Annotated in this window: 23 protein-coding genes and 1 tRNA gene; 16 read left to right on the top strand and 8 right to left on the bottom strand. The window is 65.1% G+C overall.

What is annotated here, in order from left to right:
• Positions 1-27 precede the first annotated feature (27 nt).
• Together BraRD5C2_RS21345 and BraRD5C2_RS21340 are read right to left on the bottom strand one after the other, a co-directional pair.
• Positions 28-1,095 (bottom strand): hypothetical protein, encoded by a 1,068-nt coding sequence (locus tag BraRD5C2_RS21345; protein WP_223971148.1) that lies wholly within the window; start codon positions 1,093-1,095, stop codon positions 28-30.
• 342 nt (positions 1,096-1,437) lie between these two features.
• Positions 1,438-2,301 (bottom strand): carbonic anhydrase, encoded by an 864-nt coding sequence (locus BraRD5C2_RS21340; protein ID WP_223971146.1) that lies wholly within the window; start codon positions 2,299-2,301, stop codon positions 1,438-1,440.
• Between the two features lie 290 nt (positions 2,302-2,591).
• On the opposite strand from BraRD5C2_RS21340, the gene BraRD5C2_RS21335 reads away from it, so the two are divergent.
• The gene (locus tag BraRD5C2_RS21335; protein ID WP_223971145.1) at positions 2,592-3,026 is read left to right on the top strand and encodes a hypothetical protein; all 435 of its coding nucleotides are present in this window, start codon (positions 2,592-2,594) and stop codon (positions 3,024-3,026) included.
• 223 nt (positions 3,027-3,249) lie between these two features.
• Here BraRD5C2_RS21335 and BraRD5C2_RS21330 read toward each other — a convergent pair whose 3' ends face one another.
• Positions 3,250-4,305 carry a polysaccharide deacetylase family protein gene (locus BraRD5C2_RS21330; protein WP_223971140.1) on the bottom strand — a complete coding sequence of 352 codons (1,056 nt, stop codon included), beginning with the start codon at positions 4,303-4,305 and terminating at the stop codon, positions 3,250-3,252.
• 218 nt (positions 4,306-4,523) lie between these two features.
• On the opposite strand from BraRD5C2_RS21330, the gene BraRD5C2_RS21325 reads away from it, so the two are divergent.
• Positions 4,524-4,814: a hypothetical protein gene (locus BraRD5C2_RS21325; protein ID WP_223971138.1), complete on the top strand. Its 291-nt coding sequence runs from the start codon at positions 4,524-4,526 to the stop codon at positions 4,812-4,814.
• Positions 4,815-4,978: 164 nt separating this feature from the next.
• Positions 4,979-5,194, top strand: coding sequence for a cysteine rich repeat-containing protein (locus tag BraRD5C2_RS21320; protein ID WP_212320160.1), 216 nt, complete (start codon positions 4,979-4,981; stop codon positions 5,192-5,194).
• A 121-nt stretch (positions 5,195-5,315) separates the two neighbouring features.
• Here BraRD5C2_RS21320 and BraRD5C2_RS21315 read toward each other — a convergent pair whose 3' ends face one another.
• Entirely contained in the window at positions 5,316-6,995 is a 1,680-nt protein-coding gene (locus tag BraRD5C2_RS21315; RefSeq protein ID WP_223971136.1) for an MFS transporter, read from the bottom strand.
• 146 nt (positions 6,996-7,141) lie between these two features.
• On the opposite strand from BraRD5C2_RS21315, the gene BraRD5C2_RS21310 reads away from it, so the two are divergent.
• The 7 genes from BraRD5C2_RS21310 (at position 7,142) to BraRD5C2_RS21280 (ending at position 15,127) form a co-directional block, all read left to right on the top strand.
• Positions 7,142-8,518: a hydrolase gene (locus BraRD5C2_RS21310; protein WP_223971134.1), complete on the top strand. Its 1,377-nt coding sequence runs from the start codon at positions 7,142-7,144 to the stop codon at positions 8,516-8,518.
• A gap of 83 nt (positions 8,519-8,601) precedes the next feature.
• Complete coding sequence (locus BraRD5C2_RS21305) at positions 8,602-9,987, top strand: cytochrome P450 (protein ID WP_223971132.1); 1,386 nt, start codon at positions 8,602-8,604, stop codon at positions 9,985-9,987.
• 145 nt (positions 9,988-10,132) lie between these two features.
• Entirely contained in the window at positions 10,133-11,542 is a 1,410-nt protein-coding gene (locus BraRD5C2_RS21300; RefSeq protein WP_223971130.1) for an adenylate/guanylate cyclase domain-containing protein, read from the top strand.
• A gap of 182 nt (positions 11,543-11,724) precedes the next feature.
• On the top strand, positions 11,725-12,228 hold the full coding sequence (locus tag BraRD5C2_RS21295) for a tellurite resistance TerB family protein (protein ID WP_223971129.1): 504 nt from the start codon (positions 11,725-11,727) through the stop codon (positions 12,226-12,228).
• Positions 12,229-12,455: 227 nt separating this feature from the next.
• Positions 12,456-13,235 (top strand): SDR family NAD(P)-dependent oxidoreductase, encoded by a 780-nt coding sequence (locus BraRD5C2_RS21290; RefSeq protein ID WP_223971127.1) that lies wholly within the window; start codon positions 12,456-12,458, stop codon positions 13,233-13,235.
• Positions 13,236-13,379: 144 nt separating this feature from the next.
• Positions 13,380-14,195 (top strand): glutamine amidotransferase, encoded by an 816-nt coding sequence (locus tag BraRD5C2_RS21285; protein ID WP_223971124.1) that lies wholly within the window; start codon positions 13,380-13,382, stop codon positions 14,193-14,195.
• 122 nt (positions 14,196-14,317) lie between these two features.
• Entirely contained in the window at positions 14,318-15,127 is an 810-nt protein-coding gene (locus tag BraRD5C2_RS21280; protein ID WP_223971120.1) for an enoyl-CoA hydratase, read from the top strand.
• Between the two features lie 111 nt (positions 15,128-15,238).
• Here the strand turns inward: BraRD5C2_RS21280 and BraRD5C2_RS21275 are convergent.
• Positions 15,239-15,314 (bottom strand) — tRNA-Ala (locus tag BraRD5C2_RS21275).
• A 297-nt stretch (positions 15,315-15,611) separates the two neighbouring features.
• Between BraRD5C2_RS21275 and BraRD5C2_RS21270 the strand changes: the two genes are divergently transcribed.
• From BraRD5C2_RS21270 to BraRD5C2_RS21260, 3 genes are read left to right on the top strand one after another with little or no spacing between them, the layout of a single operon-like run.
• Entirely contained in the window at positions 15,612-15,902 is a 291-nt protein-coding gene (locus BraRD5C2_RS21270) for a YggT family protein (protein WP_097676856.1), read from the top strand.
• 16 nt (positions 15,903-15,918) lie between these two features.
• Entirely contained in the window at positions 15,919-16,242 is a 324-nt protein-coding gene (locus BraRD5C2_RS21265; protein ID WP_223971117.1) for a DUF167 domain-containing protein, read from the top strand.
• Position 16,243: 1 nt separating this feature from the next.
• Positions 16,244-17,128, top strand: a complete 885-nt coding sequence (locus BraRD5C2_RS21260; protein WP_223971115.1) for a bifunctional methylenetetrahydrofolate dehydrogenase/methenyltetrahydrofolate cyclohydrolase — start codon at positions 16,244-16,246, stop codon at positions 17,126-17,128.
• Between the two features lie 97 nt (positions 17,129-17,225).
• On the opposite strand, the gene ppa is transcribed toward BraRD5C2_RS21260, so the two are convergent.
• Both ppa and BraRD5C2_RS21250 read right to left on the bottom strand, forming a co-directional pair.
• Positions 17,226-17,756, bottom strand: coding sequence for an inorganic diphosphatase (ppa, locus tag BraRD5C2_RS21255; RefSeq protein ID WP_223971112.1), 531 nt, complete (start codon positions 17,754-17,756; stop codon positions 17,226-17,228).
• Positions 17,757-17,920: 164 nt separating this feature from the next.
• Positions 17,921-18,430, bottom strand: coding sequence for a GNAT family N-acetyltransferase (locus BraRD5C2_RS21250; protein WP_092121284.1), 510 nt, complete (start codon positions 18,428-18,430; stop codon positions 17,921-17,923).
• 373 nt (positions 18,431-18,803) lie between these two features.
• On the opposite strand from BraRD5C2_RS21250, the gene BraRD5C2_RS21245 reads away from it, so the two are divergent.
• From BraRD5C2_RS21245 to BraRD5C2_RS21235, 3 genes are read left to right on the top strand one after another with little or no spacing between them, the layout of a single operon-like run.
• Positions 18,804-19,271: a DUF2269 family protein gene (locus tag BraRD5C2_RS21245; RefSeq protein ID WP_223971109.1), complete on the top strand. Its 468-nt coding sequence runs from the start codon at positions 18,804-18,806 to the stop codon at positions 19,269-19,271.
• Between the two features lie 17 nt (positions 19,272-19,288).
• Positions 19,289-20,617 carry an SDR family oxidoreductase gene (locus tag BraRD5C2_RS21240; protein WP_223971104.1) on the top strand — a complete coding sequence of 443 codons (1,329 nt, stop codon included), beginning with the start codon at positions 19,289-19,291 and terminating at the stop codon, positions 20,615-20,617.
• Between the two features lie 59 nt (positions 20,618-20,676).
• The gene (locus BraRD5C2_RS21235) at positions 20,677-21,084 is read left to right on the top strand and encodes a thiol-disulfide oxidoreductase DCC family protein (protein WP_223971101.1); all 408 of its coding nucleotides are present in this window, start codon (positions 20,677-20,679) and stop codon (positions 21,082-21,084) included.
• Positions 21,085-21,181: 97 nt separating this feature from the next.
• On the opposite strand, the gene BraRD5C2_RS21230 is transcribed toward BraRD5C2_RS21235, so the two are convergent.
• On the bottom strand, positions 21,182-22,429 hold the full coding sequence (locus BraRD5C2_RS21230) for a flavin monoamine oxidase family protein (protein WP_223971097.1): 1,248 nt from the start codon (positions 22,427-22,429) through the stop codon (positions 21,182-21,184).
• Between the last annotated feature and the right edge of the window lie 103 nt (positions 22,430-22,532).

Below are 22,532 nucleotides of genomic sequence, written 5' to 3'. Positions count from 1 at the left end.
CCGGTGCCCACTTCGCTCGAAAACGCTCTAGATCCGCGCGCCACACAGTCCGCTCATGATCGCGATTGCGATCAGCGCGCCTGCTGCGAGCCCGGTTGCCCAGATTCGGTTAGCGACCGCGGTGGTCACGCCGTGCGCGATCAGGATGCCGCGCAATCCTGAAGCGAGATGCGCGAGCACGAAGAAGACGCCGAGTGCGTAGTGCGGCACCAGGCGGATGCTCCAGGCGTCGTGGATCAGGCCGGTCGGTGCGCCCGACGCCCAGTCCCAATTGGTGTCGATGTGGTGCACGGCCCGCGCCGAGACGAATGCAGAGTTCAGATGGGTGACGATGAACGCCGCGAGGTAGACGCCGGAGCCGATCTGAAACACGCGGAATCCGTCCGCCGGCCGCGAGCTCCAGCGCCAGGCAAGCCGCACGCCGATGGTGACCTGGAACAGCATCAAGGCGACAAGCATCGGCTCGACCACGGAGGATCGATAGACCGTGCGGCCGAGCTTCATCACGGCGCCATGAACCTCCGGTCCAAGCAGGCCCAGCAGGTGATTGGTGAGGTGAAACGCGACATAGAGAAGGATGACCGCCGCGGCGATGCCATGCGTGACACGCCATCTGGCAATGGACGGAGCCATCGCAGTTGATGTTGCCGGCCGCTCTTGTTCGTTGCCGAGCAGCACGTAAAGACACGCGGCGAGCCAACCTGCGACCCAGACGAGCTCATCGCTGACAGGGATGTGCAGCAGTCCAAGGCCGACGCCGGTCAACACGAACAGTGGCGGCGCGGCGATGCTGATATACGCAAGCCGCCGGGCGCGCAGCTCGAACGACGAAGGCGCCAGCTTGGTCATCCAATAGGCGCAGGCCAGACCCAGCAAGGGCGCGGCCGTCGCGGCTAGCAGGCAAAACGCCGCCAGAACCATCCGGCCAGGCGAGGGGTGGCCATTCGCGGGAGAGACCGCGAGATGAAATCCATCGAGCAGGAACGGATAGGCGATCGCGCCGGCGGCCGGGATCATCGAACGGAGCCTTTCGGCGGCCGCATTCGCCAAGCCATCGTCGCCGGGCCGTACGCGACCTTGTTCAAATGCACTCACTGAGGTCTCCAGAGTTCAGGCATTGTGCGAAGGAGAAACCCAAATCGACGAGTCTATTCCCGGCTCCCCGCCTGAGGGGCGGCACACAAGTCAGTGCTGTGGGCGCTGGCGTGCGCAGGCAAACGACGTTGCGCCGAGACCGTGTCTCAAGGTGCACAACCGTACGCGGATGCGAGCCGACCGATAGGACCGAGTTTCAACAATCCGGCTGAACCATGCCAGCCTTTTGGCAGCTACCATTCTCCTGGCGTGATGCAGCTCATGGGATCCTGGGCCCGACGCGGCTGGTCTCCCGGCACGGGCATGGTCTCCGTTCGGATAGGGAAGGGGAGACGGCTCCGATCAATCTTTCTCGTTCACAAGCGATTCAATACGCCGCGAGCGCACGATGGCGTTGCCGAGTTCCACAAACGCTGCAAGGTCTCGAGGTGCCGCCGCCAGCCCAATCCCATCGGCATCACTGGAACGGGGAGCCCATATCGCGCGGCTCTCCAGAAGATAGACGCCGTAAACCGCTTCGATCCCGGTGTAGGCGTTGCTCCTCAATTCTTCTTGTATTGAGTAAGCAGCCAGCGCGGCGTTGGTGGCAATCGACGTCTCGATCAAGGCTTTTCGATATCCGGGCTCGTGTACCACCGCTGGCCCGAACGCGGCGACCAGCTTTCTCTCGGAAGTCTGCACCACGACCAGCACGCCGTCGAGAATGCTGCGGAGCGAACGCTTGGTCGCGAGCGGCAAGTATTCACGCGGATTCAGGAATACATCGACGGCTGTCGTGAGCGCGCCGCATCCGCTGTGGCCGAGGACGACGATGAGCTTGAGGCTCCCGCCAAGATTCTCGACGGCGTATTTGAGGCTTCCAAGCACCTCAATTCCCAGCCCGTTGCCCGCGACGCGGACCACGAAGAGATCATTGGGTCCTTCGTTGAAAATCAGTTCAACGGGTACGCGGGCGTCCGAGCAGCCGAGCACGGCCGCAAACGGTCTTTGCTTCGGTACGGCGCTGTCGGCCGGCAGGCCCAGGTCACGCAGATCGACCGGGATGATCTGCTGTACCACGCTCGCCCCCTCGTCGCAGTCAAGGAACGTGGCGAAGCTCTTGTTGCCCTGCTCCAGACGCAGCAAAGCCGCATGACTGTCCGGCGGGGTTGGCCTGATCGAGACATCGTCGCTGCTATAGCGATACGTGATATCGAAGGTCTTCATAAGAGCCGCGCTGCGCTGGGATATTCAGGCAAGCAAATGCGACGTACACAACGAACCGAACCTGCAATCCCATTGAACGACCCAACGAGAAGCCGCCGTTGATCCAGATCAAGGCTGCCGCAAGGCGGGGAAGGCGGAGATGACTCTGTCCAGGACGCCGCCGAGGTGGCGGCGTTGTTGGGACTGACGATCACAGGGAGATGAAGGCGGCGCGCGATGGCTGCGTGAAGCAGCTCACACTGTGGCTCGGACGACGTGGCTAGTCTCCCGCCACCAACGGGAGAACAACAATGCGCAAACTCATCCTGATCACGGCGGTGGTTTTGGCTTCCGCTTCCGCGCAGGCCGGCGAACGAAGCCTGTCGTTGGGCGGGGCAGGCTCGCTACCGGCCGCCGCGTCGAATTCGGTCAATGCGGCGGACAAGGTTGCCGATGCGCCGGCGGCGCCCGCCGTCGCGCCGCCGCCAATGCCGCCGGAAGCGCCAAAATATGTCGAGCGGGCAGCGCCGGTTGCGGCTCCCGCTCCGCAGCCGCAAGCCCAGCCGGCCTTGCAGCAGGCGCCCGTGCAGCAGCAAGCGAATGTCCAGCCTTCGGCGGTGTCATACGCAAGGCCGGCGCCGGAGCAGCGGACGACTTCGTACAGGTCGAGCCGTCGCCGCCACGCCCGGCGCTGGACCGAGGGCCGCATCATCGGCGAGCTGCATCGCCACGGGATTTACTGGTAGCCACGCCTTGCCGAGCGCCGGCGCCGGCTACTTCGCATGGGGTTGTTTTCGATATTTGGTGGCAGCCGCAGCTACCGGGCGCGATGGCGCCACTCTCGGAGGCGCATCGGCGCGCTGAAGGTCATTCGGCCGTATCGGACCAGCAGAAGGTGGCTGCGATCGGAAAGCGAAAGCGCCCCTGGATCGGATCCAGGGGCGCTTTGCGTTGAGTGAGTTCGCTGCGTTACTCGGCGACCGTCTGCACGACGTTGCCTATCGGCCGGCCCGTTGCGATCGGCTTCTCGGTCTTCGCCATCATCGCGTCGTATTCGGGCAGCGTCTCGATCTGGGTCTTGGCCTTCATCCAGACCACCTTGTAGCCGCCTGCCTTCAGCTTGCGCAGCAGCGTCGGCAGTGCCTGCGCGGTGTGCTTCTGCAAATCGTGCATCAGGATGATGCCCTTGTGCTCCTTGTCGAGCTTGGTCATCACATTGTTGATGACCTCGTCGGAGCTCTTCGACTTGAAGTCGTTGGAGTCGACGTCGACCGAGAACATCGCGATGTTGCGGGTGCCGAGATAGGCTGTCGTCGCCGGGGTGTGCGCCAGCGCTGGGAAGCGGAAGAACGGAGCGGGGTTCGCACCCAGCGCCAGCTTCACTGCGCTGAAACCCTTCTCGATCTCGTCCTTGGCTTGCTGCTCGGTGATCTTCTTGCCCGCCAGATGCGCGTGCGACCAAGTATGGGCGCCGATGGTGTGGCCGGCGGCGGCGACCTGGCGGAGGATGTCCGGGTGATAGGTTGTGTGCAGGCCGATCGGGAAGAATACCGCCTTGGTGCACTCGTCCGCCAGGGCCTTGAGCACGGCGGGCGTTGTCGGCCACGGACCGTCGTCGAAAGTCAGCACGACCTCATGGTCGGTCAGGAAGTCATACTGCTTGTACTGCAGGAAGCCGAAACCCGGGCCGCCGGTGGTGTCGACGACGACGGTGCGGGTGATGCCGAGCGCATCGGGATTGGCACATTTGGGCATGGCCGCGACCGGGGCCGGTGCTGGTGCCGGTGCAGCGGCCGGGGCTGCCGGCTGGCTGGCATCGGCGCGCTTCGACAGCGCGGCCGTCGTCTCGACATCGTCCCTGGCAGCCTGCTTTGCCGCGGCCGCAGGAAGCGGCTCGGCCTTGGCTGCGGCAGTTGTCTGCGGAGGAGCCGCGTCGGCACGCGGCGAGGAGGTCCAGAACCACACGCCGGCGATCACGATCGCCGCTACAACACTGGCCAGCATCAGGCCCAACGCACTACGCATCGCTACACTCTCTCGGAACTCAAGGATACGCCACACCCGTAACGAGCGATTAATGCCAACAAGGTCTTAACGCGATCCCAACACGACGCCGGAAGGGCAAGAAAAAGTGCGGCTTACGCCTGCGTGACGGCCATCACAGTCGGTCAGCTCGCTGCCGTGCAGGATCGGACCCATCAAACAGAGGGCCCCGCCATTTGCGGCGCCGATTGGAGCCGATCATGACCACCATCGTGAAGAGTCGGGTTCTGGAACGTGCCGTTCGCAGCGCCGGCGTCACGCTGGCGTTTGCGGCAGCCGTTTCCGTGCTGTCGTCGACCGCGAGCTTTGCGTTCAGCGCCGAGGCGCAGCAGATGTGTTCGGGCGATGCGTTCCGGCTGTGCAGCGCGGAGATCCCGAACATCCCGAGGATCACTGCCTGCATGGTCAAGAATCGCTCCCAGCTGAGCAGCGGCTGCCGCGTCGTGCTGGACCGCGATCTCGCCGCGCAGCGCAGGGCCGCCGCCGAGTGATCTTGCACGGCATCTAACGGGGCAGACCTGCGGCGACGAGACGCAAGCCGTCTTCGAGCGGTCGCCCCGGACCGGAACCGGCCGGTTCGCGCGGGCGGTTTCGAGCTTCTTCGCGACCCTGAAACACTATAGAACCAGCGTTGCATTCCTTAGAGGCTTTGAAGATGACCCGATTTCTGTTCGCCGTCGTTGCACTGGTTCTGTTGACGTCGGCCGCCTCGGCACAGCAGCAGGGGCGCGATGCCTGCTCACGCGACGCCTCGCGGTTTTGCCGCGCCCATCTCAGCGAGGGCGATCAGGTCGTGCTGGCCTGCCTGAAGGAGCACCGCAGCCGCCTCAGCAAGGCCTGCCAGCAGACGCTCATCGATAACGGGCAGTAGACTAACCAACCGTCATTCCGGGACATCGCGCAAGCGATGGGCCCGGAATCCATAACCACGATCGTGAGTATGGATTCCGGGCCTGGCCCTTCGGGCCATCCCGGAATGACGATTGAGAGATTTACGTACTGCTGCCCGCCGCGGTCGCGACTACCGGGATCACTTCCTTGGCGGCGCGGTCCGGGGTCTCGTCCTTCCAGCGGACCGAGCCGAACGGACGCTCCAGCATCCGGCGCACGCGGATCGGCTCGGCGCCGATGTGGAAGTCGGCCGCCTTCTGATGCAGCGCGCGCTCGATCTGGGTGGCGCGGTTGCGCTGGCGCAGGAAATCGAGCCAGGTCGGGCAATGATAGCGCTCGGTCCACAATTCGGGATCGGCGATGTCGCGGGCGATCGACCAGCCATAGGCGCCGTTGCGCTGGCGGCTGAGCTGCACGTCCTGCATCACATTGTGGAAGGCGCGGGCATTGTCCTGCGCCACCCGGTATTCGATCTCGACCACCAGCGGCCCGCTGCGCCCGGTCAGCTGCAGCCGCACCTCGGGATCGGCCAGCATATCGGTCGCGTCCTCGTTGCGCGCGCCGATCGGCGGCATCCTGAGCCAGAAGCCGAGCACCGGCGACAGTAGCATCAGCCCGGCGGAGATCAACAGCGCCATCTCGACGCCGCCGAGGTCCGTGATGCGGCCCCAGCACCAGCTTCCGATTGCGATGCCGCCGGCGATCGAGGCCTGGAAGGCCGCCAGCGAACGGCCTGCGACCCAGCGCGGCGCCGACAGCTGCACGCCGATGTTGAACAGCGCGATCGCGAGCATCCACACCGCGCCGGCAACCACCAGCGCGGCGGCGGTGATCACCGGCTGCCTGCTCACGGCAACAGCGGCGATCGCCGCGCCCATCGTCAACGCGCAGACGCGGATCGCGGCTTCGCCGCTGAGCCGGCTGCGGATCTCGCTGATGTTGAGCGCGCCGATCACCGCGCCCATGCCGAAGGCGCCGAGCATGATGCCGTAGGTCTGCGCGCCGCCATGCAGCAGATCGCGGGCCACCAGCGGCATCAGCGCCGAGACCGAGCCGCCGATGATGCCGGTCACCATGGTGCGGGTCAGCACGATCCTGATCGACGGCGAATTGGTGATGTAGCGCACGCCGGAAACGATGGCGCGGTTCAGCCGTTCGCGCGGCAGCCGCGACGGCTCGCTGACGCGATTCCACAGGAACAGCACGACGAGCAGGGGCAGATACAGCACCGCATTTGCCGCGAAGGCCGCCACGGCGCCTGCGGATGCGACCACGATGCCGCCGATTGCCGGACCGAAGCTGCGCGCGATGTTGTAGCTGATGCCGTTCAGCGCGACCGCGGCGGGCAGCGTCTCCGACGGCACCTGCTCGCTGACCGAGGATTGCCAGGCCGGGCCGAACAGCGCCATGCCGCTGCCGACGACGAAGCACAGCGCAAGCAGGATGTTCGGCGTCACCAGATTGAGCCAGGCCAGCACCGTCAGCGTGGTGGCGCCGGAGAGGGCGATCGCCAGCGACACCAGCGCCACGATGCGGCGGTCATGCATGTCGGCGATGGCGCCTGCCGGCATCGCGATCAGCATCACCGGCAGCATCAGCGCGGTCTGCACCAGCGCGACCTTGTCGGCCTCCGCGGTCATCTGGGTCATCGCCCAGGCGGCGCCGACGCCCTGGATCAGGATGCCGAGGTTGGAGAGCAGGCTGGCGAGCCAGATTCGCCTGAAGATCGAGTGACGTAGCGGTGCTGTGATACTGTCGGTGCGTACTGGCGGTTCGCTCATATCCGGTTCCGTTTGCCCTGCTCCGGCTTGTTGATGATCCGAGCCAGGGTCGCAAATGACTGCGAAAAGCGTCTCATGCCCGGGCAGTTATGACCTGTTCGCGGCCGTGGGCACAGCTAAAGTGCTGAAAAGTTTGGGGGGAACGCATGGACCTGTCGCGACGGACGATCTTGAAGGGGGCAGGCGCGCTGTCCTTGCTGGGGGGCCAATTCGGTACCTCGGCCCTGTCTCAGTCGGCCTTGGCCCAGTCCGCGCCCGCCAGCGACATCCCGCCGATCCTGTTCGTGCACGGCAATGGCGATCACGCTGCGCTCTGGTTGACGACGCTCTGGCGGATGGAATCCAACGGCGTGCCGCGCGAGCGCATGGCCGCGATCAACTTCACCGATCCCTTGGCGCGCACGGACGACAAGGTCGAGCAGGCGGGCCGCTCCTCGACCGAGGATGCGCGCCGCGAGCTCGCCGAGGCGGTCAGGGAGCTGAAGCAAAAGAGCGGCGCCGCGCGTATCGCGCTGGTCGGGAATTCCCGCGGCGGCAATGCGATCCGCAACTTTGTCAAGAATGGTGGCGGCGGCGACATCAGCCACGCGGTGCTGTGCGGCACGCCCAATCACGGTGTGTATGCCTCGGACGATGGGCTCGGCAACGAGTTCAACGGGCACGGTCCGTTCCTGCTCGGGCTGAACGATGGCGACAGCGAAGTGACTGCTGTCACCGCCTTCCTGACCTTGCGCAGCGATGGCCTCGACAAATATGCCCAGGCCGACGGCCGCTTCATCGGCAAGCCGGGCACGCCGACCAACGTCACCGCTGAAGGTCCGGCACTGAAAGGCGCGACCAATCTGGTGCTCGGCGCCGTGGATCATCGCGAGACCGCATATCATCCGCGCGCCTTTCGCGAGATCTACAAATTCATCGCGGGGCACGAGCCGTCGCGGATCGAGATCGTGCCGGAGACGGCGGTGAGGCTGAGCGGCCTCGTCACGGGCACGCCCGGCGGCGTGCCGACCAACCGGCCGGTGCCGGGTGCCACGGTCGACATCTATCGCGTGTCGGCGGAAACCGGCGAGCGCCTCAGTGGCCCGCTGCACAGCTCGCAGACCGGCGCCGACGGCCGTTGGGGGCCCGCGCAGGTCGATCCATCCTGGTCGCTCGAATTCGTACTGACCTCGCCCGATGCCGTGACGACGCATATCTATCGCTCGCCGTTTCCGCGCTCGTCCGAGATCGTGCATCTGCGCGCGGCGCGACCGCTGCTGCCTGCTGATGCCGGTGCGGGCGCCGTCATGCTGATGTCACGGCCGCGCGGCTATTTCGGGCTACCGCGCGATATCGTGCTGTTCGACGGCAAGGAACCGGCCGATGTCAAATCCGGCGTGCCGACCGATGCGGTGACGACGTTGCGGCTCCCCGCGGCCGATCTCAGCCGTCCGGTGGCCGCGATCTTCAACGGCGAACGCATCGTGGCACGGGCTTGGCCGGCGTCGGAGAATCGGATTGCAGTCGCCGAGCTGACTTATTAGGTCTTGTGCGGGGTCCGCGCGCCTTTGTGGCGCCGGGATCGCGTGGCCGGATCGGCCATTGCGTGAGGCAGGAAGCGAGGACCATGAGCATAGCCGAAGTCTACGACGTCACGGTCACGCGGCGTCCCCTGGTCCCGCCGGCGCCGCCGCGCGCGCCCGAAGGCATGGGCGCGTTCCAGCGGATGCGGGTGATGCGCAACTCGCCGATCGAGACCTGGGGCCAGCGCGCCTATGAGGACGACATCGTCCAGGGCCGCTTCCTCAATCACTCGAGCTTTATCCTCAATACGCCGGATGCGATCCGCCACGTGCTGGTCGACAATTACGAAAACTACACCCGCACGCCGGCCGGCCTTCGCGTGCTGCGTCCGATGCTGGGCGAGGGATTGCTGATCGCCGAGGGCCGCGCCTGGAAGTATCAGCGCCGCACGCTGGCGCCGGCGTTCACGCCGCGCGCGGTGACGACGCTGGTGCCGTACATGATCGCGGCGGTCGACGAGACCATCGCCAAGCTGAAGGTCGCGAGCGGCGCTCCGGTCGATCTGCGCGAGGTGATGCAGCGCATGACGCTGGAGATCGCCGGCCGCACCATGTTCTCGTTCGGCATGGATCGCCACGGCGCCGCGCTGCGCGACTTCGTGATGGAGTATGGCGACACGCTGGCGCGGCCGCATATGCTCGACCTGGTGCTGCCCTTGAACTGGCCCACTCCGCAGGATTTCCGGCGCGCCCGTTTCCGCAAGCGCTGGACCGCGTTTGTCGGCCAGCTGATGGCCGAGCGTCGCGCCGCCGGCAAGGATGACAACGCGCCGGGGCGCGACCTGTTCGACCTGATGGACGCTGCGCGCGATCCTGAAACCGGCGAGGCCTTCACCGACGCCCAGCTCGGTGACCAGGTCGCGACCATGATCCTGGCCGGCCACGAGACCACCGCGACCGCGCTGTTCTGGGCGCTCTATCTGCTGGCGCTCGATCCCGAGACCCAGGAACAATTGGCAGCAGAAGTCAGGAGCGTGACGACGTCGGGCGCGCTCGACATCGAGCGGCTGAAATTCACCCGCGCGGTGGTCGACGAAACCATGCGGCTTTATCCGCCGGCGTTCCTGATCGCGCGAGCGGCTGCCGGTCCCGATACGATCGCGGGCCGTCCGGTCAGGAAGCATGACGTAATCCTGATCGCGCCGTGGCTGTTGCACCGGCATGAAAAGCTGTGGCACGAGCCGAACGCGTTCGTGCCGCAGCGCTTCATGACGGAGACGCCGCCCGATCGGTTCGCCTATCTGCCGTTCGGGGTCGGTGCGCGGGTCTGTATCGGCGCGCATTTCGCGTTGGTCGAGGCGACGCTCGCGCTCGCGAAGATCATCGGTGCGTTCCGCGTCGCGCTGGTGGACAAGGAGCCGGTGCTTCCGATCGGCGTGGTGACGACACAGCCGAACCGCTCCCCGGTGTTCACGATCAAGCCGCGCTGATCTTGCGCGGCGGTGTCCAAATGCTCATCTTGAGCGGGATGACTCTTCGTCGAATTGTCATCCCGCTCTATCTCTTTTTGTTTTGAGCATGATCTTATCGGAAAACCGCTACGCACTTTTCCGGATCATGCTCTAGGGGTTCACCATGAGCGATACGCAAGCCCACTTCGCAGTCCTCAGGCAGACGACCGATCCGGCCGTCGTCGATGCCATGCAGCAATTGATCGCCGATGGTCACGATCGCGAGCTCAATCGCATCAACGCTCTGGATTTCTCCAGCCGTACCGGCCTCGACCAGGAGAAGGTGATCTCCGGTTTCCTGCATGCTTCCCGGCTCGGCCTGTTCGACATGAGCTGGAACGTGCTGTGTCCGGGCTGTGGCGGCGTGCTCGATGCTCACACCACGCTGAAGTCGTTGCGCCATGACGACTACAATTGCGCGCTGTGCGCGGCCGGCTACGAGGCTTCGGTCGACGAGCAAGTCGAGGTTGCCTTCACTGTCAGTCCGCGCGTTCGGCGCATTGCCGCGCACGATCCCAACACGTTGCCGATCTGGGAATACTTCCGGCAGATGTTCTGGAGCTCGGGGATCGAGTTCGACGAGAGCTCGGTGTCGACCCTGATCAACGAGGTGACGCTGGAGGGGCTCGAGCTGCCGCCAGGCGAAAAGGCGATCCTGTCGCTCAACCTGCCCAACCAGTTCGTCATCCTGTTCGAGCCGGTGACGCATTCGGCGCATTTCTTGGCTGTCGAGGGCGAGCCGACCACCGAGCGTCAGCAGTTCTCGATCGCCTTCAACAACTCGCATGCGCCGACAGGCACCTCGACGATGCGACCGGGGCCGCTGCGGCTCTCGCTGGAGAATCACGCCGACGTTCGCGTGCTGCCTTCGGTGTGGATCGCGGGCGATCCGCTGCACAAGCTGCTCGGCAAGCGCAAGCCGATCCTCACCGCGAAGCGGATGCTGTCGAACCAGACTTTCCGCGACGTGTTCAAGGCCGACAACCTCACCGTCGACCAGCGGCTGAAGATCACCGCGCTGACCTTCCTGTTCACTGATCTCAAGGGTTCGACAGCGCTCTATGAGCGGGTCGGCGACCTCGCCGCATTCGATCTGGTGCGCGCGCATTTCCACGCACTGCTCGAGATCATCGCCTCCGAGCACGGCGCCGTCGTGAAGACGATCGGCGATGCGGTGATGGCGACCTTCATCCGGCCCGAGCACGCATTGTCGGCGGGCCTGCGCATGCGGGCCGCGATGAAGCAGCTCAACACCGAGCGCGGCAAGGAAGATCTGGTCGTCAAGATCGGCATCCATGAGGGGCCGTGCCTCGCGGTGACGCTGAACGAGCGGCAGGACTATTTCGGCCAGACCGTGAATATCGCCGCACGGGTACAGAGCCTGTCGACGTCACAGGAAATCCATTTGACCCAGCCGGTGATGGAAGCAGCGGAGGTCGCGGGCATCCTCGATCGCGCGGCGATCAAGCCGATCCAGAAGGAAGCGGCGCTGCGCGGCATTGCCGACAAGCTCGTGGTGTACGAGATACCGTAGTCACATTGCCGACACGTAATGCTTGCTGAAACGTAATGCCGCAGCGGGAACCCGCGCGGATTGCGCCGGTTCTGTTTCCACGCCATATAGATTTCAACAGCGCATGGTCCGGAAAAGTGCGTAGCGGTTTTCCGGACAGATGCTCAATCAAAGCTTCCAGGCTTCATTCCACAGAGAGAGCGATGCTCGACGGACTCCGCCAATTCATTGCCGATATCGTCTCCCCCGATGCCCAGACCGACCGCGCCTTCGATGACAGCGATTATCGTCTGGCGGCGACCGCGCTCCTGGTGCATGTCGTCTCGCTCGACGGCGAGCCGACGCCTGCCGAAAAGCTCAAGCTGCACAGCCTGATCGAGGGCCGCTTCCAGCTCGATCCCGGCACTGCCGACCGACTGATCGCCTCCGCCATGCGCGTCGAGGGCGAGGCCGTGGATCTCTATCACTTTACCAGTGTGATCATGCGCTCGGTGAATGAGGAGGGGCGGCTGCGCATCGTCGAGATGATGTGGGAGTTGGTCTATGCCGACGGCCAGGTCAGCGAGTTCGAGGACAATGTCGTCTGGCGCGCCGCCGATCTGCTCGGCATTTCCTCACGCGACCGCATCGATCTCAAGCACCGGGTCGCCGAGAAGCAGGCGGAGCTGCCAAAGGGCCCCTGGGGCACGGCCGACGCGGCAATCTGACACGGCTGCCTGGCGCTGGCGGACGCCCCCTGCCTGCATGGCGGATGACGAAATTTTAATGTCCGCCGCGATTGCGGGCGATCCGACTGAAAATCGGTCATTTCGTCACGAAACCAGCGGCCCCGCCGCTATCCACAAGCCCATACGCGGCTTGCGTCACACCGCGTCCCTATGCTCTCGTCGCCCCGTTGGGGACCTCACTAGAATTTGCAGTAAGAGTTTGAAACGTGACTGAGCGTGTGACGCTGATAACCGGGGCATCGGCGGGCATAGGCACCGAACTGGCGCGCGTGTTTGCATCGAATGGTCACCGCGTGGCGCTGGTGGCGCGGCGCGCCGATCGCCTGAAGACCCTCGCCGACGAGCTCGGAGCCAAGGGCGGCGCGGCGCCGATCGTGATTCCCTGCGATCTCCAGCAGACCGATGCGGGTGATCAGATCGCGCGGGCCCTGACCGAGGCCGGCGTCGAGGTCGAATATCTCGTCAATAATGCCGGGTTCGGCCTGTTCGGGCTTGCCGTGGAGCGCGACCGCGCCGAACAGCTCAACATCATCAACCTCAATATCCGCGCGCTGACCGACCTGACGCTGCGTTTTGCCGACCAGCTGATCCGCAACCGCGGCGGCATCCTCAATCTCGGCTCGATCGCCGGATTCCTGCCGGGCCCCGGCATGGCGGTGTACTACGCCAGCAAGGCCTATGTGCTGTCGTTTTCCGAGGCGTTGCGCTGTGAACTGGCGCCGAAGGGGGTGCGCGTCACCGTGGTTTGTCCGGGCCCCGTGCCGTCCGAATTCCAGGACCGCGCCGGCTTTGCCCCCGGATTCGATTCCGCCATCCTCAACGTCGCGCCGGCCGAGGTCGCCCGCCAGGCCTATCGCGGCCTGATGGCCAACAAGCGCGCCGTGCTGCCGGGCGCCTTCATCAAAATGGTGCCGTTCCTGCTCCGGCTGTTTCCGCGCTCCTTCATCCTGACCGCGGTCGGCGGCTTTCAGCTGCGCAAGCGCTAGCTTCACCTGCAAAAGCACATTCATCGCCGTTAAGCCTGTTTCTGGCCCGCGATTTGCTTCGCACGGGTGTGCGCAAACTCACACGATGTTAACGACCACTTAGCTATGATCGTGCCTTACGTGCCGAAACTTTAAGCAAAGGCAATGTTGTTCCGGTCTGACCAGAGCCGTGTCGTGGTGCCCTTCGCGAGCCGAAGGCCGGCCGCGATCACGCCCAAGGATCGGATCTCGGACCAGGCTTCGCTGCGGCCGGTGCTGGTCGTGCTGCATCAGGAGACATCGACCCCCGGCCGAATCGGCAACGCGCTGCGCGCGCTGGGCTACCCCCTCGACATCCGCCGCCCGCGTTTCGGCGACGCGCTGCCCGACACGCTCGAGGCACATGCCGGTGCGGTGATCTTCGGTGGCCCGATGAGCGCCAACGATCCCGACGACTATATCCGGCGCGAGATCGACTGGATTTCGGTTCCGCTGCGCGAGCAGCGCCCGTTCCTGGGCATCTGCCTCGGTGCGCAGATGCTGGCGCGGCAACTCGGCGCCGAGGTCGCGCCGCATCCGCAAGGCCGCGTCGAGGTCGGCTATTACCCGGTCCGGCCGACCGAGGCTGGCCGCGTGTTGTGCCCGGACTGGCCGGCGCGGGTCTATCACTGGCATGGCGAGGGCTTTCAATTGCCTGACGGCGCGGACCTGCTCGCGGCGGGCGATGATTTCCCGGTGCAAGCGTTCCAGTTCGGCAATGCCTTCGGCCTGCAATTCCATCCCGACGTGACCTACGCGATGATGCATCGCTGGACCACGCGCGGTTGCGCGCGGATGGATTCGCCGGGCGCGCAGCCGGGTCATCTGCACTTCGCCGCGCGCGCCGTGCACGATGCCGCCGAGCGCGCGTGGCTGAAGCATTTCATCGATGGTTGGATCGCGCGCGTGCCGCGGCCGGTGATGCTGCAGGCCGCGGAATAGCCGCCGCGCGGAATTTCACGCCGCCTTTTCATTTGCAGGGATGTGCTAGTCTTGCCGCGGCTGCTCGCGCGCGGCCCGCATCGCCGCGCGTATCAATAACAACAAGGCACAGGGAGATCGCCGTGAGCTACGAACACATCCTCTATGAGGTCAGCGACAGGATCGCGACCATCACGCTCAACCGCCCCGACCGCATGAATGCGTGGACCGCGATCATGGAGCGTGACGTGCGCCACGCGATGGAGGCGGCGGCCAACGACGACGACGTTCGCGTCATCGTGCTGACCGGCGCGGGCCGCGGCTTCTGCGCCGGCGCCGACATGGAAGCGCTGAAGGGGATCGATCCCAACGAGGTCAGGCGCGGCGAGAATATTCCGTTCGACATGAATCGCCGCGCCGACTGGCAGACGCGCTACGCCTATTACCCCGCGATCAAGAAGCCCGTGATCGCGATGCTCAACGGCGCCACCGCCGGCATCGGCCTGGTCCACGCGCTGTATTGCGATCTGCGTTTCGCGGCCGACAGCGCGGTGTTCACCACCGCCTTCGCGCGGCGCGGCCTGATCGCCGAACACGGCATCAGCTGGATGCTGCCGCGCATCGTCGGCCACGCCAACGCGCTCGATCTGTTGATGTCGGCGCGGCGCGTGTCGGCTGCGGAGGCGCTGCGCATCGGCCTCGTCAACCGGCTCTCTTCGCCGGAGAAGCTGCGCGAGGAAACCTATGCCTATGCCCGCGATCTCGCCGATTTCGTCTCGCCGAGCGCGATCGCCGTGATCAAGCGCCAGGTCTACGACGTGCCGTTCCAGTCGCTCGCCGAAGCCACCATCGACGCCAACCGCGAGATGCAGATCGCGCTGAAGGGCAATGATTTCCGGGAGGGGGTTGCGAGTTTTGTCGAGAAGCGCCCGCCGAGGTTTACCGGGACTTGAGGAGAGGGGTTGGGCTAAGGTCCGTCTTCGCCCTTTGGGCTTCGCCGGACACCACGCTTCGGCCTTCGGGCTCTGCGCGGCTGCGCCACGCGTAGCCCGAAGGGCGAAGCGTGGTGGAGCCAGGCGGGATCGAACCGCCGACCTCGTCATTGCGAACGACGCGCTCTCCCAGCTGAGCTATGGCCCCATTGCGGCCGGGTGTTGCTGAGTATCCCGGCCGTCAGTCGGGCGCCATTTACAGTCCCGCCCAAGGCCAAGTCAAGAACGCTGAAACAACGGTTTTCGGCCTTTCCCGCCGGGAACTTCCCTTGTTTGCGGGGGGATGAACCGATATTTAGAGCATGATCCGGACCCGGCGGGCCGCGCCAGCAAAAAGTGCGTCGCGGCTTTCCGAAAAGATCCTGCTCAAACGAGAAGCGCGCTGGCGGCCCAGTCCGGTCCCGTTGCGCTTCACTTGGTCGTCCCACCCGCGAGCCCCCATCATATGCGCGCTGTTCTCGACATCGTCATCATCGTCCTCGACCTCTATGTCTGGCTCCTGATCGCCTCCGCCATCCTGTCCTGGCTGGTCGCTTTCAATGTGGTCAACACGCGCAACCAGTTCGTCTCCGCGGTGGCCGAGTTCCTGTACCGGATCACCGAGCCGGTGCTGCGGCCGATTCGCAACGTGATGCCGAGTCTGGGCGGGCTCGATATCTCGCCGATCATCGTGATCCTGATCATCATGTTCATCCAGCGGGTGATCGCCTATTACATCTATCCCAACGTGATCTGATCCTGCGCGAGGGCTGATGGATCCTTGGCGCTATTCCACCGGGGGCATCAGCATCGCGTTGCGCGTGACGCCGCGCGGCGGCCGCGACGACATCGACGGGATCGAGACGCTGGCCAATGGCCGCTCGGTGGTGAAGGTTCGGGTCCGCGCCATCGCAGAAGGCGGTGAGGCCAACCGCGCGGTGACCGAGCTGCTCGCCAAGGCGCTCGGCGTGCCCAAGGCCAGGGTGAAGCTGCTGTCCGGCGCCACCTCGCGGCTGAAGCAGGTGGCGGTCGACGGTGACCCGAAAGCGCTTGGCGAAATGTTGAGGAAGCTGACCCAGCAGGAGACAAGGGACTGACATGACTGCCCGCATCATCGACGGAAAAGCCATCGCCGCCGAGCTTCGCGCCCGCGTCGCCGACGAGGTCGCCCGCGTCAAGCGCGACCATGCGCTCACGCCAGGGCTCGCCGTCGTGCTGGTCGGCCATGATCCGGCGAGCGAGGTCTATGTCCGCAGCAAGCACACCCAGACCCAGGCCGCCGGCATGGCCTCGTTCGAGCACAAGCTGCCGGAGGACGTGTCGCAGGCCGATCTGCTGGCGCTGATCGCACAGCTCAACCGCGATCCGAAGGTGCACGGCATCCTGGTGCAGCTGCCGCTGCCGAAATCGCTGCACACCGAGACCATTATCAACGCGATCGACCCGGCCAAGGACGTCGATGGCTTGCACCCGAACAATGCCGGCCGGCTTGCCGGCGGATTGGCCGCGCCGTCGCCCTGTACGCCGCTCGGCTGCATCATCCTGACCAAGAGCGTGCACCCCTCGCTCGAGGGCATGAACGCGATCGTGATCGGCCGCTCCAATCTGGTCGGCCGTCCGCTGGTGCAATTGCTGCTGAACGAGAACGCGACGGTGACGATCGCGCATTCGCGCTCGCGTGATCTGCCAAAACTCTGCGCACGGGCCGATCTGGTCTATGCGGCGGTCGGCAAGCCCGAGATGGTGCGTGGCGACTGGCTGAAGCCGGGCGCGACCGTGATCGATGTCGGCATCAACCGCATTCCGGTGCCCGGCGGCAAGCCGAAGCTGGTCGGCGACGTCGCATTCCAGGAAGCGCTTGGCGTTGCCGGCGCAATCACGCCGGTGCCCGGCGGCGTCGGGCAGATGACGGTGGCGTGCCTATTGGTCAACACGCTGCGCGCCGCCTGCGCGATTGCCGGCCTGCCGGCGCCGGCGGTGTAGTCCGCCGTCATTCCGGAGCGCGTCGAAGACGCGAATCCGGAATCTCGAGATTCCGGGCTCGATGCTAACGCATCGCCCCGGAATGACGGCTACACCGTCACTTCTTCTTCGCGCGCTCGATGCCTTCGAGGATCAGCTTGCGGGCTTCCTCGGCGTCACCCCAGCGCAGCACTTTGACCCACTTGCCCTTCTCGAGATCCTTGTAGTGCTCGAAGAAGTGCTGGATCTGCTGCAGCGTGATGTCGGGCAGATCGTCGTAGTTCTGCACCTTGTCGTAGCGCTGGGTCAGCTTCGAGGACGGCACCGCGATGATCTTCTCGTCACCGCCGGCCTCGTCTTCCATCAGCAGCACCCCGACGACGCGGACGCTCATCACGGCGCCCGGCACGATCGCGCGGGTGTTGACGATCAGCACGTCGCAGGGATCGCCGTCGCCCGACAGCGTGTGCGGGATGAAGCCGTAATTGCCTGGATAGCGCATCGGCGTGTAGAGGAAGCGGTCCACCACCAGTGTGCCGGCCTCCTTGTCCATCTCGTACTTGATGGGCTCGCCGCCGACGGCAACCTCGATGATGACGTTGACGTCGTGGGGCGGATTTTTTCCGATCGATATGGCGTCGATACGCATGGATTGCTCCGCGTGGCCTTTGGAAGTTGAGAACGATGTGATTTTTTGCTTGGCGCCGCCAGGCCGCGAAACAGCATCAGGCCCGGCCGTGGGGCCGGGCTGGCCGTCGCGCGCAAACGCTCAGGCTGTTTAGCCTTGCTGCAGCTGCGAGAGAAGCAGGATTTTCAGTTAGTCCAGGCGAAAGCGACCTTGTCGAGCGACTTCGGCCCGAACCGCTCCGAGGAGCGCGCCACCATGCGGCCGCCCAGCGCCCGGTAAAACTCGGTCGCCGGCTCGTTGTCGGAGAGCGCCCAGATCACCATGGTCTTCAGACCGCTCTGCAGGAGGTCGCGGCGGGCTGCGGCGAACAGGCGCCGGCCGAAGCCGAGGCCCTGGAATTCGGGCCGCAGATAGAGCTCGTAGATCTCGCCTTCGAAGTGCAGGCTGCGGGCGCGGTTGCGGCCGTAATTGGCGTAGCCTGCGATCCTGTCGCCGAACACCAGCACGCTGACGCGGCTGCCCTTGCGGATGGCGCTGTCCCACCACTGCGGGCCACGGCGATTGATCAGCTTTTCGAGTTCGGCGCCGGGGATGATTCCCTGATACGCCGAGCGCCAGGCTTCGTCATGGGTAGACGCCACCGAGGCTGCGTCTGCAGCTTTGGCCGGCCGGACCTCGATTAGCGTTGTGCTCATGTTTGTAATCAAAGCAAGTCGGAGGGCCGCCTTCAAGGTCCATCGTTAATTATCGGTTAACGTGTGGATTTTTTGCATCAGTGTCATGAAAACATGTACCGAAAGAGGACACTCGTCGGGTTCGCTGGACCGATCGCCGATCCCGGCCTGTGCAAAGCGTGGCTCGCGAGCGCCGTATGACAATGCCGCAGCTCGGAAATAGGCCGTTCGGCGCTGATTCGTCGCAGGAATTTTGCGAGCGAATCCAGGCGCAACGCGGGTGCATCGCGCGTTCTGCTTCTGCGCCGCCGCAGTGGATTTCCGCGCGCGTCCGGCCTATGGCAGCGGCGGTATCTGTACGCGCCGAGACCGGCCTGATCACGAGCGGACCGCAATGACGCTCTACTTCCTCATCAAATACCTGCATGTGCTCGGCGCCATTGTGATCCTCGGCACCGGGACCGGCATCGCCTTCTTCATGCTGGCGGCGCATCGCACGCGCGATGCGGCCTTCATCGCGCGCACGGCGGCAACCGTCGTGATCGCAGACATGATCTTCACGTTGAGCGCCGTGCTGCTGCAGCCGGTGAGCGGCGGACTGCTCATGATGCTGTCGGCCACGAGCCTGACCGAGCGCTGGCTGCTGGTTTCACTGGCGCTCTACGCGTTGGCCGGCGCGTTCTGGGTTCCCGTCATCTTCATGCAGATGGAGATGCGCGACCTCGCGCAGGCGGCTGTCGACAAGGGTCTTCCGCTGCCGCCGCGTTACGATGCGCTGTTTCGCCGCTGGTTTCTGTTCGGGATTCCCGGTTTCGGATCGGTGATGGTCATCCTGTGGCTGATGATCGCAAAACCATTTTAGAGCATGATCCGGCTCCCATGAGTGACGATGCATCACACAATATCCTCGTGCTCGGCGCGTCGGGCCTGATCGGTCGCTATGTCACCGACGATCTGAGGGCGCGCGGCTTTCACGTGATCGGGATCGCGCGGCATTTCACGCCAGCACAGAAGATGAGTGCGGCCGACCTCGAGCTTCCCGTGATGTCGATGGATGCTGCGGCGCTGGCGCAGCTGCTTCGCACGCAGGAGGCGGACATCGTCGTCAATTGCCTCGGTGTTTTGCAGGATGGTCCCGGCAGCGACACAAGCGCGGTGCATCGCGACTTCGTGGCGCGGCTGCTGCAAGCGATCAGCGACAGCCATCGCGCCATCCGTCTCGTGCATATTTCGATTCCGGGCGCGGCTAGTGAGGATCGCACGGCCTTCAGCACCACCAAGCGCGAGGCCGAACGGCTGATCGCGGCGTCCGGGATCGCGCATGCGATCCTGCGCCCGGGCTTTGTCATCGCGCCTTCGGCCAATGGCGGCAGCGCCATGCTGCGCGCGCTGGCGGCGCTGCCGGTCGATCTGCCGGCCGACGAGGCGGCGACGCCGTTTCAGCCGGTCGCGGTCGAGGATATCGCCGCCACCATCGCCTGGCTCGCTTCGCGCGACGTCGCCGACGAGGCGGTGCGATCGGTGACATGGGATTTGATGCAGCCGCAGCCGATCTCGCTCGGCGGCGTCATCGCCCAGTTCCGCTGGTCGTTCGGCACGGCAAAACATTTTCGGCTTCCGACGCCGCCGTTCCTGATCGATCTCGGCGCCCGCCTCGGCGATCTCACGAGTCGCTTGGGGTGGATGCCGCCGCTGCGCTCCAATGCGATCGCCGAACTGCGCCGCGGCGTCACCGGTGATCCCACAGCCTGGATGGAAGCGACCGGCATCGTGCCGAAGACCATCGCGCAAGCCGTCGGCGGGCGGCCGGCGACCATTCAGGACAAATGGTTTGCCCGGCTGTTCCTGATCAAGGCGCTGATCTTCGCAAGCCTCGTGCTGTTCTGGGTCGCGTCCGGCTTCATCTCGCTGGTCGTCTCCTACGACGCTGCGGCCGGCATCCTGAGCGCGCATCATTTCCCGCCTGCCTTGGTTGGGCCGGTGACGGTCTTGACCAGCCTGACGGACATGAGCATCGGTGTGCTGATCGCCTTCCGTCGCACCGCGGCGTTCGGTCTTGTTGCAGGCATCATCGCCTCGCTCGGCTACATGGCCGGATCGGCGATCCTGACGCCCGATCTCTGGATCGAGCCGCTCGGCGCGCTGGTAAAGACCGGGCCTGCGATCGTGCTGATGCTGGTGGCGCTCTTGATGCTGGATAACCGATAGCGTTTTCGAGCGAAGTGGGAACCGGTTCGCGTGAAGAAAACGCGTCGAAGGAAATCAAGATGAGCAAGTGGCCTGACGACGACGTGATCCTCTACGACGGCGTCTGCATCTTCTGCTCGCGTTGGGTCCGCTTCGTCATCGCGCGCGACACAGCGCGCCGCTTCCGCTTCACGCCGATCCAGTCCGATTACGGCACGCGGCTGGCAAAAACCTTCGGCATCGACCCCGAGGATCCCGACACCAACGCCGTGGTCCATGACGGCATCGCCTGGATGAAATCCGACGCCGCGCTGACGGTGCTGAGCCATCTCCCCGGCTGGGGCTGGACCGGCACGCTGTTCGCAGTCCCAAAACCGCTGCGCGACGCGGTCTACGGCCTCATCGCCCGCAACCGCTACAAGATCTTCGGGAAGTATGAGACGTGCTTCGTGCCGGATGCCGATATGCGGGCGAGGGTGCTGGAGTAGTTTCTGCCGTCATTGCGAGGCGCAAAGCGACGAAGCAATCCATCTATCCGAATGCGGCGCGATGGATTGCTTCGCTCCGCTCGCAATGACGATGCTGCTATTTGCGCGGCAAAGCCGCCAACACTTCCTTCGCCGCCCGCTCTCCGCTGTCCCGCGCGCCATGCGCGGTCGAGAAGAAATGCGGCGAAGTGGCTTCGCCTGCGAAGAACAGCCGGCTGTCGATCGGTGCGGCCAGCACGGCGCGCTTGTCGGCGTGGCCGGGCAATGCGTGCGAGTAGGAGCCGCGGGCGAACGGGTCGTGCGCCCAGCGGGATTCGTTGAGCGGCTTCAGCTTGCGGCGGAAATCGTTGCCGAGGAAGGAGACGATCTCATCGATGCTGTGGGCGGCAATGGCGCCGTCGCCGGCGTCTTCGAGCTGTTGCGCAAAGCGGCCGCCGAAGAAGCCCTCGATGCAGGGCTGGCCGAACGGGCGGATGTGATAGGTGCCCATCTCGGTGCGCATGGTGGCGCCACGCAGATTGCCTTCCTTGGGCAGAGCCTCAGGCTCGGCGAGCGCCAGCGTCACCTTGTCGGCGAGGCCGAGCGGCAGGCCGCGCGCGGCATCGAGCTTGCCCGGCAGCGCAGGCGAAAAGCGGATCGCCTCGTCGGCGATCTGACTGGTCGGCACGGTGACGATCACCTTGTCCGCCTCAAGCACGCCTCGCGAGGTCTCGATGCGGAGGCGCGGGCCCGCGTGATCGATCAGCCGGACCTCGCAATTGCGCGCGACCGATACTTGCTCGCCATAGGCCGCGACCAGCGCGCCATAGCCGCGCCTGACGCGCCAATTGACGTTGCTGTCCTCATAGGCGTCGAAGTCGAGGATCGAGAGCTGGTCGAGCTCGCAGCCATTCACATAGGTCGAGATCGCGTCGATCATCGGGTTCCAGCGGTTGCCGGGCTCGAGATAGCGATCGGCTGAGCCATCCTTGTCGCCGCGCGCGGCCTGCTCGATGCGATCGTAGAACTGGTCGAGCGCAAGCATGAACGCGTCGCGATCGGCCTGCGGGAACGCCTTGCCGTAGGCGCGCTCGCGCCACGGCGGCAGGTCCTTGTTGAGCACGAAGCCGAGTTGTTCGGCGATGCCGACAAAGCTGTTTTGGTCGGCCGAATGCAGCCAGCCGCAGCCGACGTCGAACACCACGTCGGGCGCGGCCTGGATCGTATGGGCGCGGCCGCCGAGGCGGTCGCGGGCTTCCAGTACGATGGTGGAAAGGCCGGTGCCCTTCAGCGCATGCGCGGCGCCGAGGCCGGCTGCGCCGGCGCCGATGATGGCGACATCGACCGTGGAGGGAAGGGAACTCATGTCCCGGCTCTAGCACGTCCGCCGCCGGGCCTGAAGCCGCCGCATGCATGACTGTCATCACCCGCGAAACCGGGTGATCAAGGATTCCAGAGACAGGGGAGAT

It is taken from the genome of Bradyrhizobium sp. RD5-C2, from assembly GCF_019972155.1.
Classification (GTDB): Bacteria; Pseudomonadota; Alphaproteobacteria; order Rhizobiales; family Xanthobacteraceae; genus Bradyrhizobium.
The sequence above is the reverse complement of the archived record's forward strand: the minus strand, read 5'-3'. Positions and strand labels throughout refer to the sequence as shown.

Bases quoted from the DNA above. Each gene is read 5' to 3' on its own strand.
- ppa (WP_223971112.1), bottom strand. From the start codon at position 17,756: ATGCGTATCGACGCCATATCGATCGGAAAAAATCCGCCCCACGACGTC.
- BraRD5C2_RS21245 (WP_223971109.1), top strand. From the start codon at position 18,804: ATGACGCTCTACTTCCTCATCAAATACCTGCATGTGCTCGGCGCCATT.
- BraRD5C2_RS21285 (WP_223971124.1), top strand. From the start codon at position 13,380: ATGTTGTTCCGGTCTGACCAGAGCCGTGTCGTGGTGCCCTTCGCGAGC.
- BraRD5C2_RS21305 (WP_223971132.1), top strand. From the start codon at position 8,602: ATGAGCATAGCCGAAGTCTACGACGTCACGGTCACGCGGCGTCCCCTG.
- BraRD5C2_RS21250 (WP_092121284.1), bottom strand. From the start codon at position 18,430: ATGAGCACAACGCTAATCGAGGTCCGGCCGGCCAAAGCTGCAGACGCA.
- BraRD5C2_RS21335 (WP_223971145.1), top strand. From the start codon at position 2,592: ATGCGCAAACTCATCCTGATCACGGCGGTGGTTTTGGCTTCCGCTTCC.
- BraRD5C2_RS21310 (WP_223971134.1), top strand. From the start codon at position 7,142: ATGGACCTGTCGCGACGGACGATCTTGAAGGGGGCAGGCGCGCTGTCC.
- BraRD5C2_RS21330 (WP_223971140.1), bottom strand. From the start codon at position 4,305: ATGCGTAGTGCGTTGGGCCTGATGCTGGCCAGTGTTGTAGCGGCGATC.
- BraRD5C2_RS21240 (WP_223971104.1), top strand. From the start codon at position 19,289: ATGAGTGACGATGCATCACACAATATCCTCGTGCTCGGCGCGTCGGGC.
- BraRD5C2_RS21320 (WP_212320160.1), top strand. From the start codon at position 4,979: ATGACCCGATTTCTGTTCGCCGTCGTTGCACTGGTTCTGTTGACGTCG.
- BraRD5C2_RS21265 (WP_223971117.1), top strand. From the start codon at position 15,919: ATGGATCCTTGGCGCTATTCCACCGGGGGCATCAGCATCGCGTTGCGC.
- BraRD5C2_RS21235 (WP_223971101.1), top strand. From the start codon at position 20,677: ATGAGCAAGTGGCCTGACGACGACGTGATCCTCTACGACGGCGTCTGC.
- BraRD5C2_RS21340 (WP_223971146.1), bottom strand. From the start codon at position 2,301: ATGAAGACCTTCGATATCACGTATCGCTATAGCAGCGACGATGTCTCG.
- BraRD5C2_RS21295 (WP_223971129.1), top strand. From the start codon at position 11,725: ATGCTCGACGGACTCCGCCAATTCATTGCCGATATCGTCTCCCCCGAT.
- BraRD5C2_RS21315 (WP_223971136.1), bottom strand. From the start codon at position 6,995: ATGAGCGAACCGCCAGTACGCACCGACAGTATCACAGCACCGCTACGT.
- BraRD5C2_RS21230 (WP_223971097.1), bottom strand. From the start codon at position 22,429: ATGAGTTCCCTTCCCTCCACGGTCGATGTCGCCATCATCGGCGCCGGC.
- BraRD5C2_RS21270 (WP_097676856.1), top strand. From the start codon at position 15,612: ATGCGCGCTGTTCTCGACATCGTCATCATCGTCCTCGACCTCTATGTC.
- BraRD5C2_RS21300 (WP_223971130.1), top strand. From the start codon at position 10,133: ATGAGCGATACGCAAGCCCACTTCGCAGTCCTCAGGCAGACGACCGAT.
- BraRD5C2_RS21325 (WP_223971138.1), top strand. From the start codon at position 4,524: ATGACCACCATCGTGAAGAGTCGGGTTCTGGAACGTGCCGTTCGCAGC.
- BraRD5C2_RS21260 (WP_223971115.1), top strand. From the start codon at position 16,244: ATGACTGCCCGCATCATCGACGGAAAAGCCATCGCCGCCGAGCTTCGC.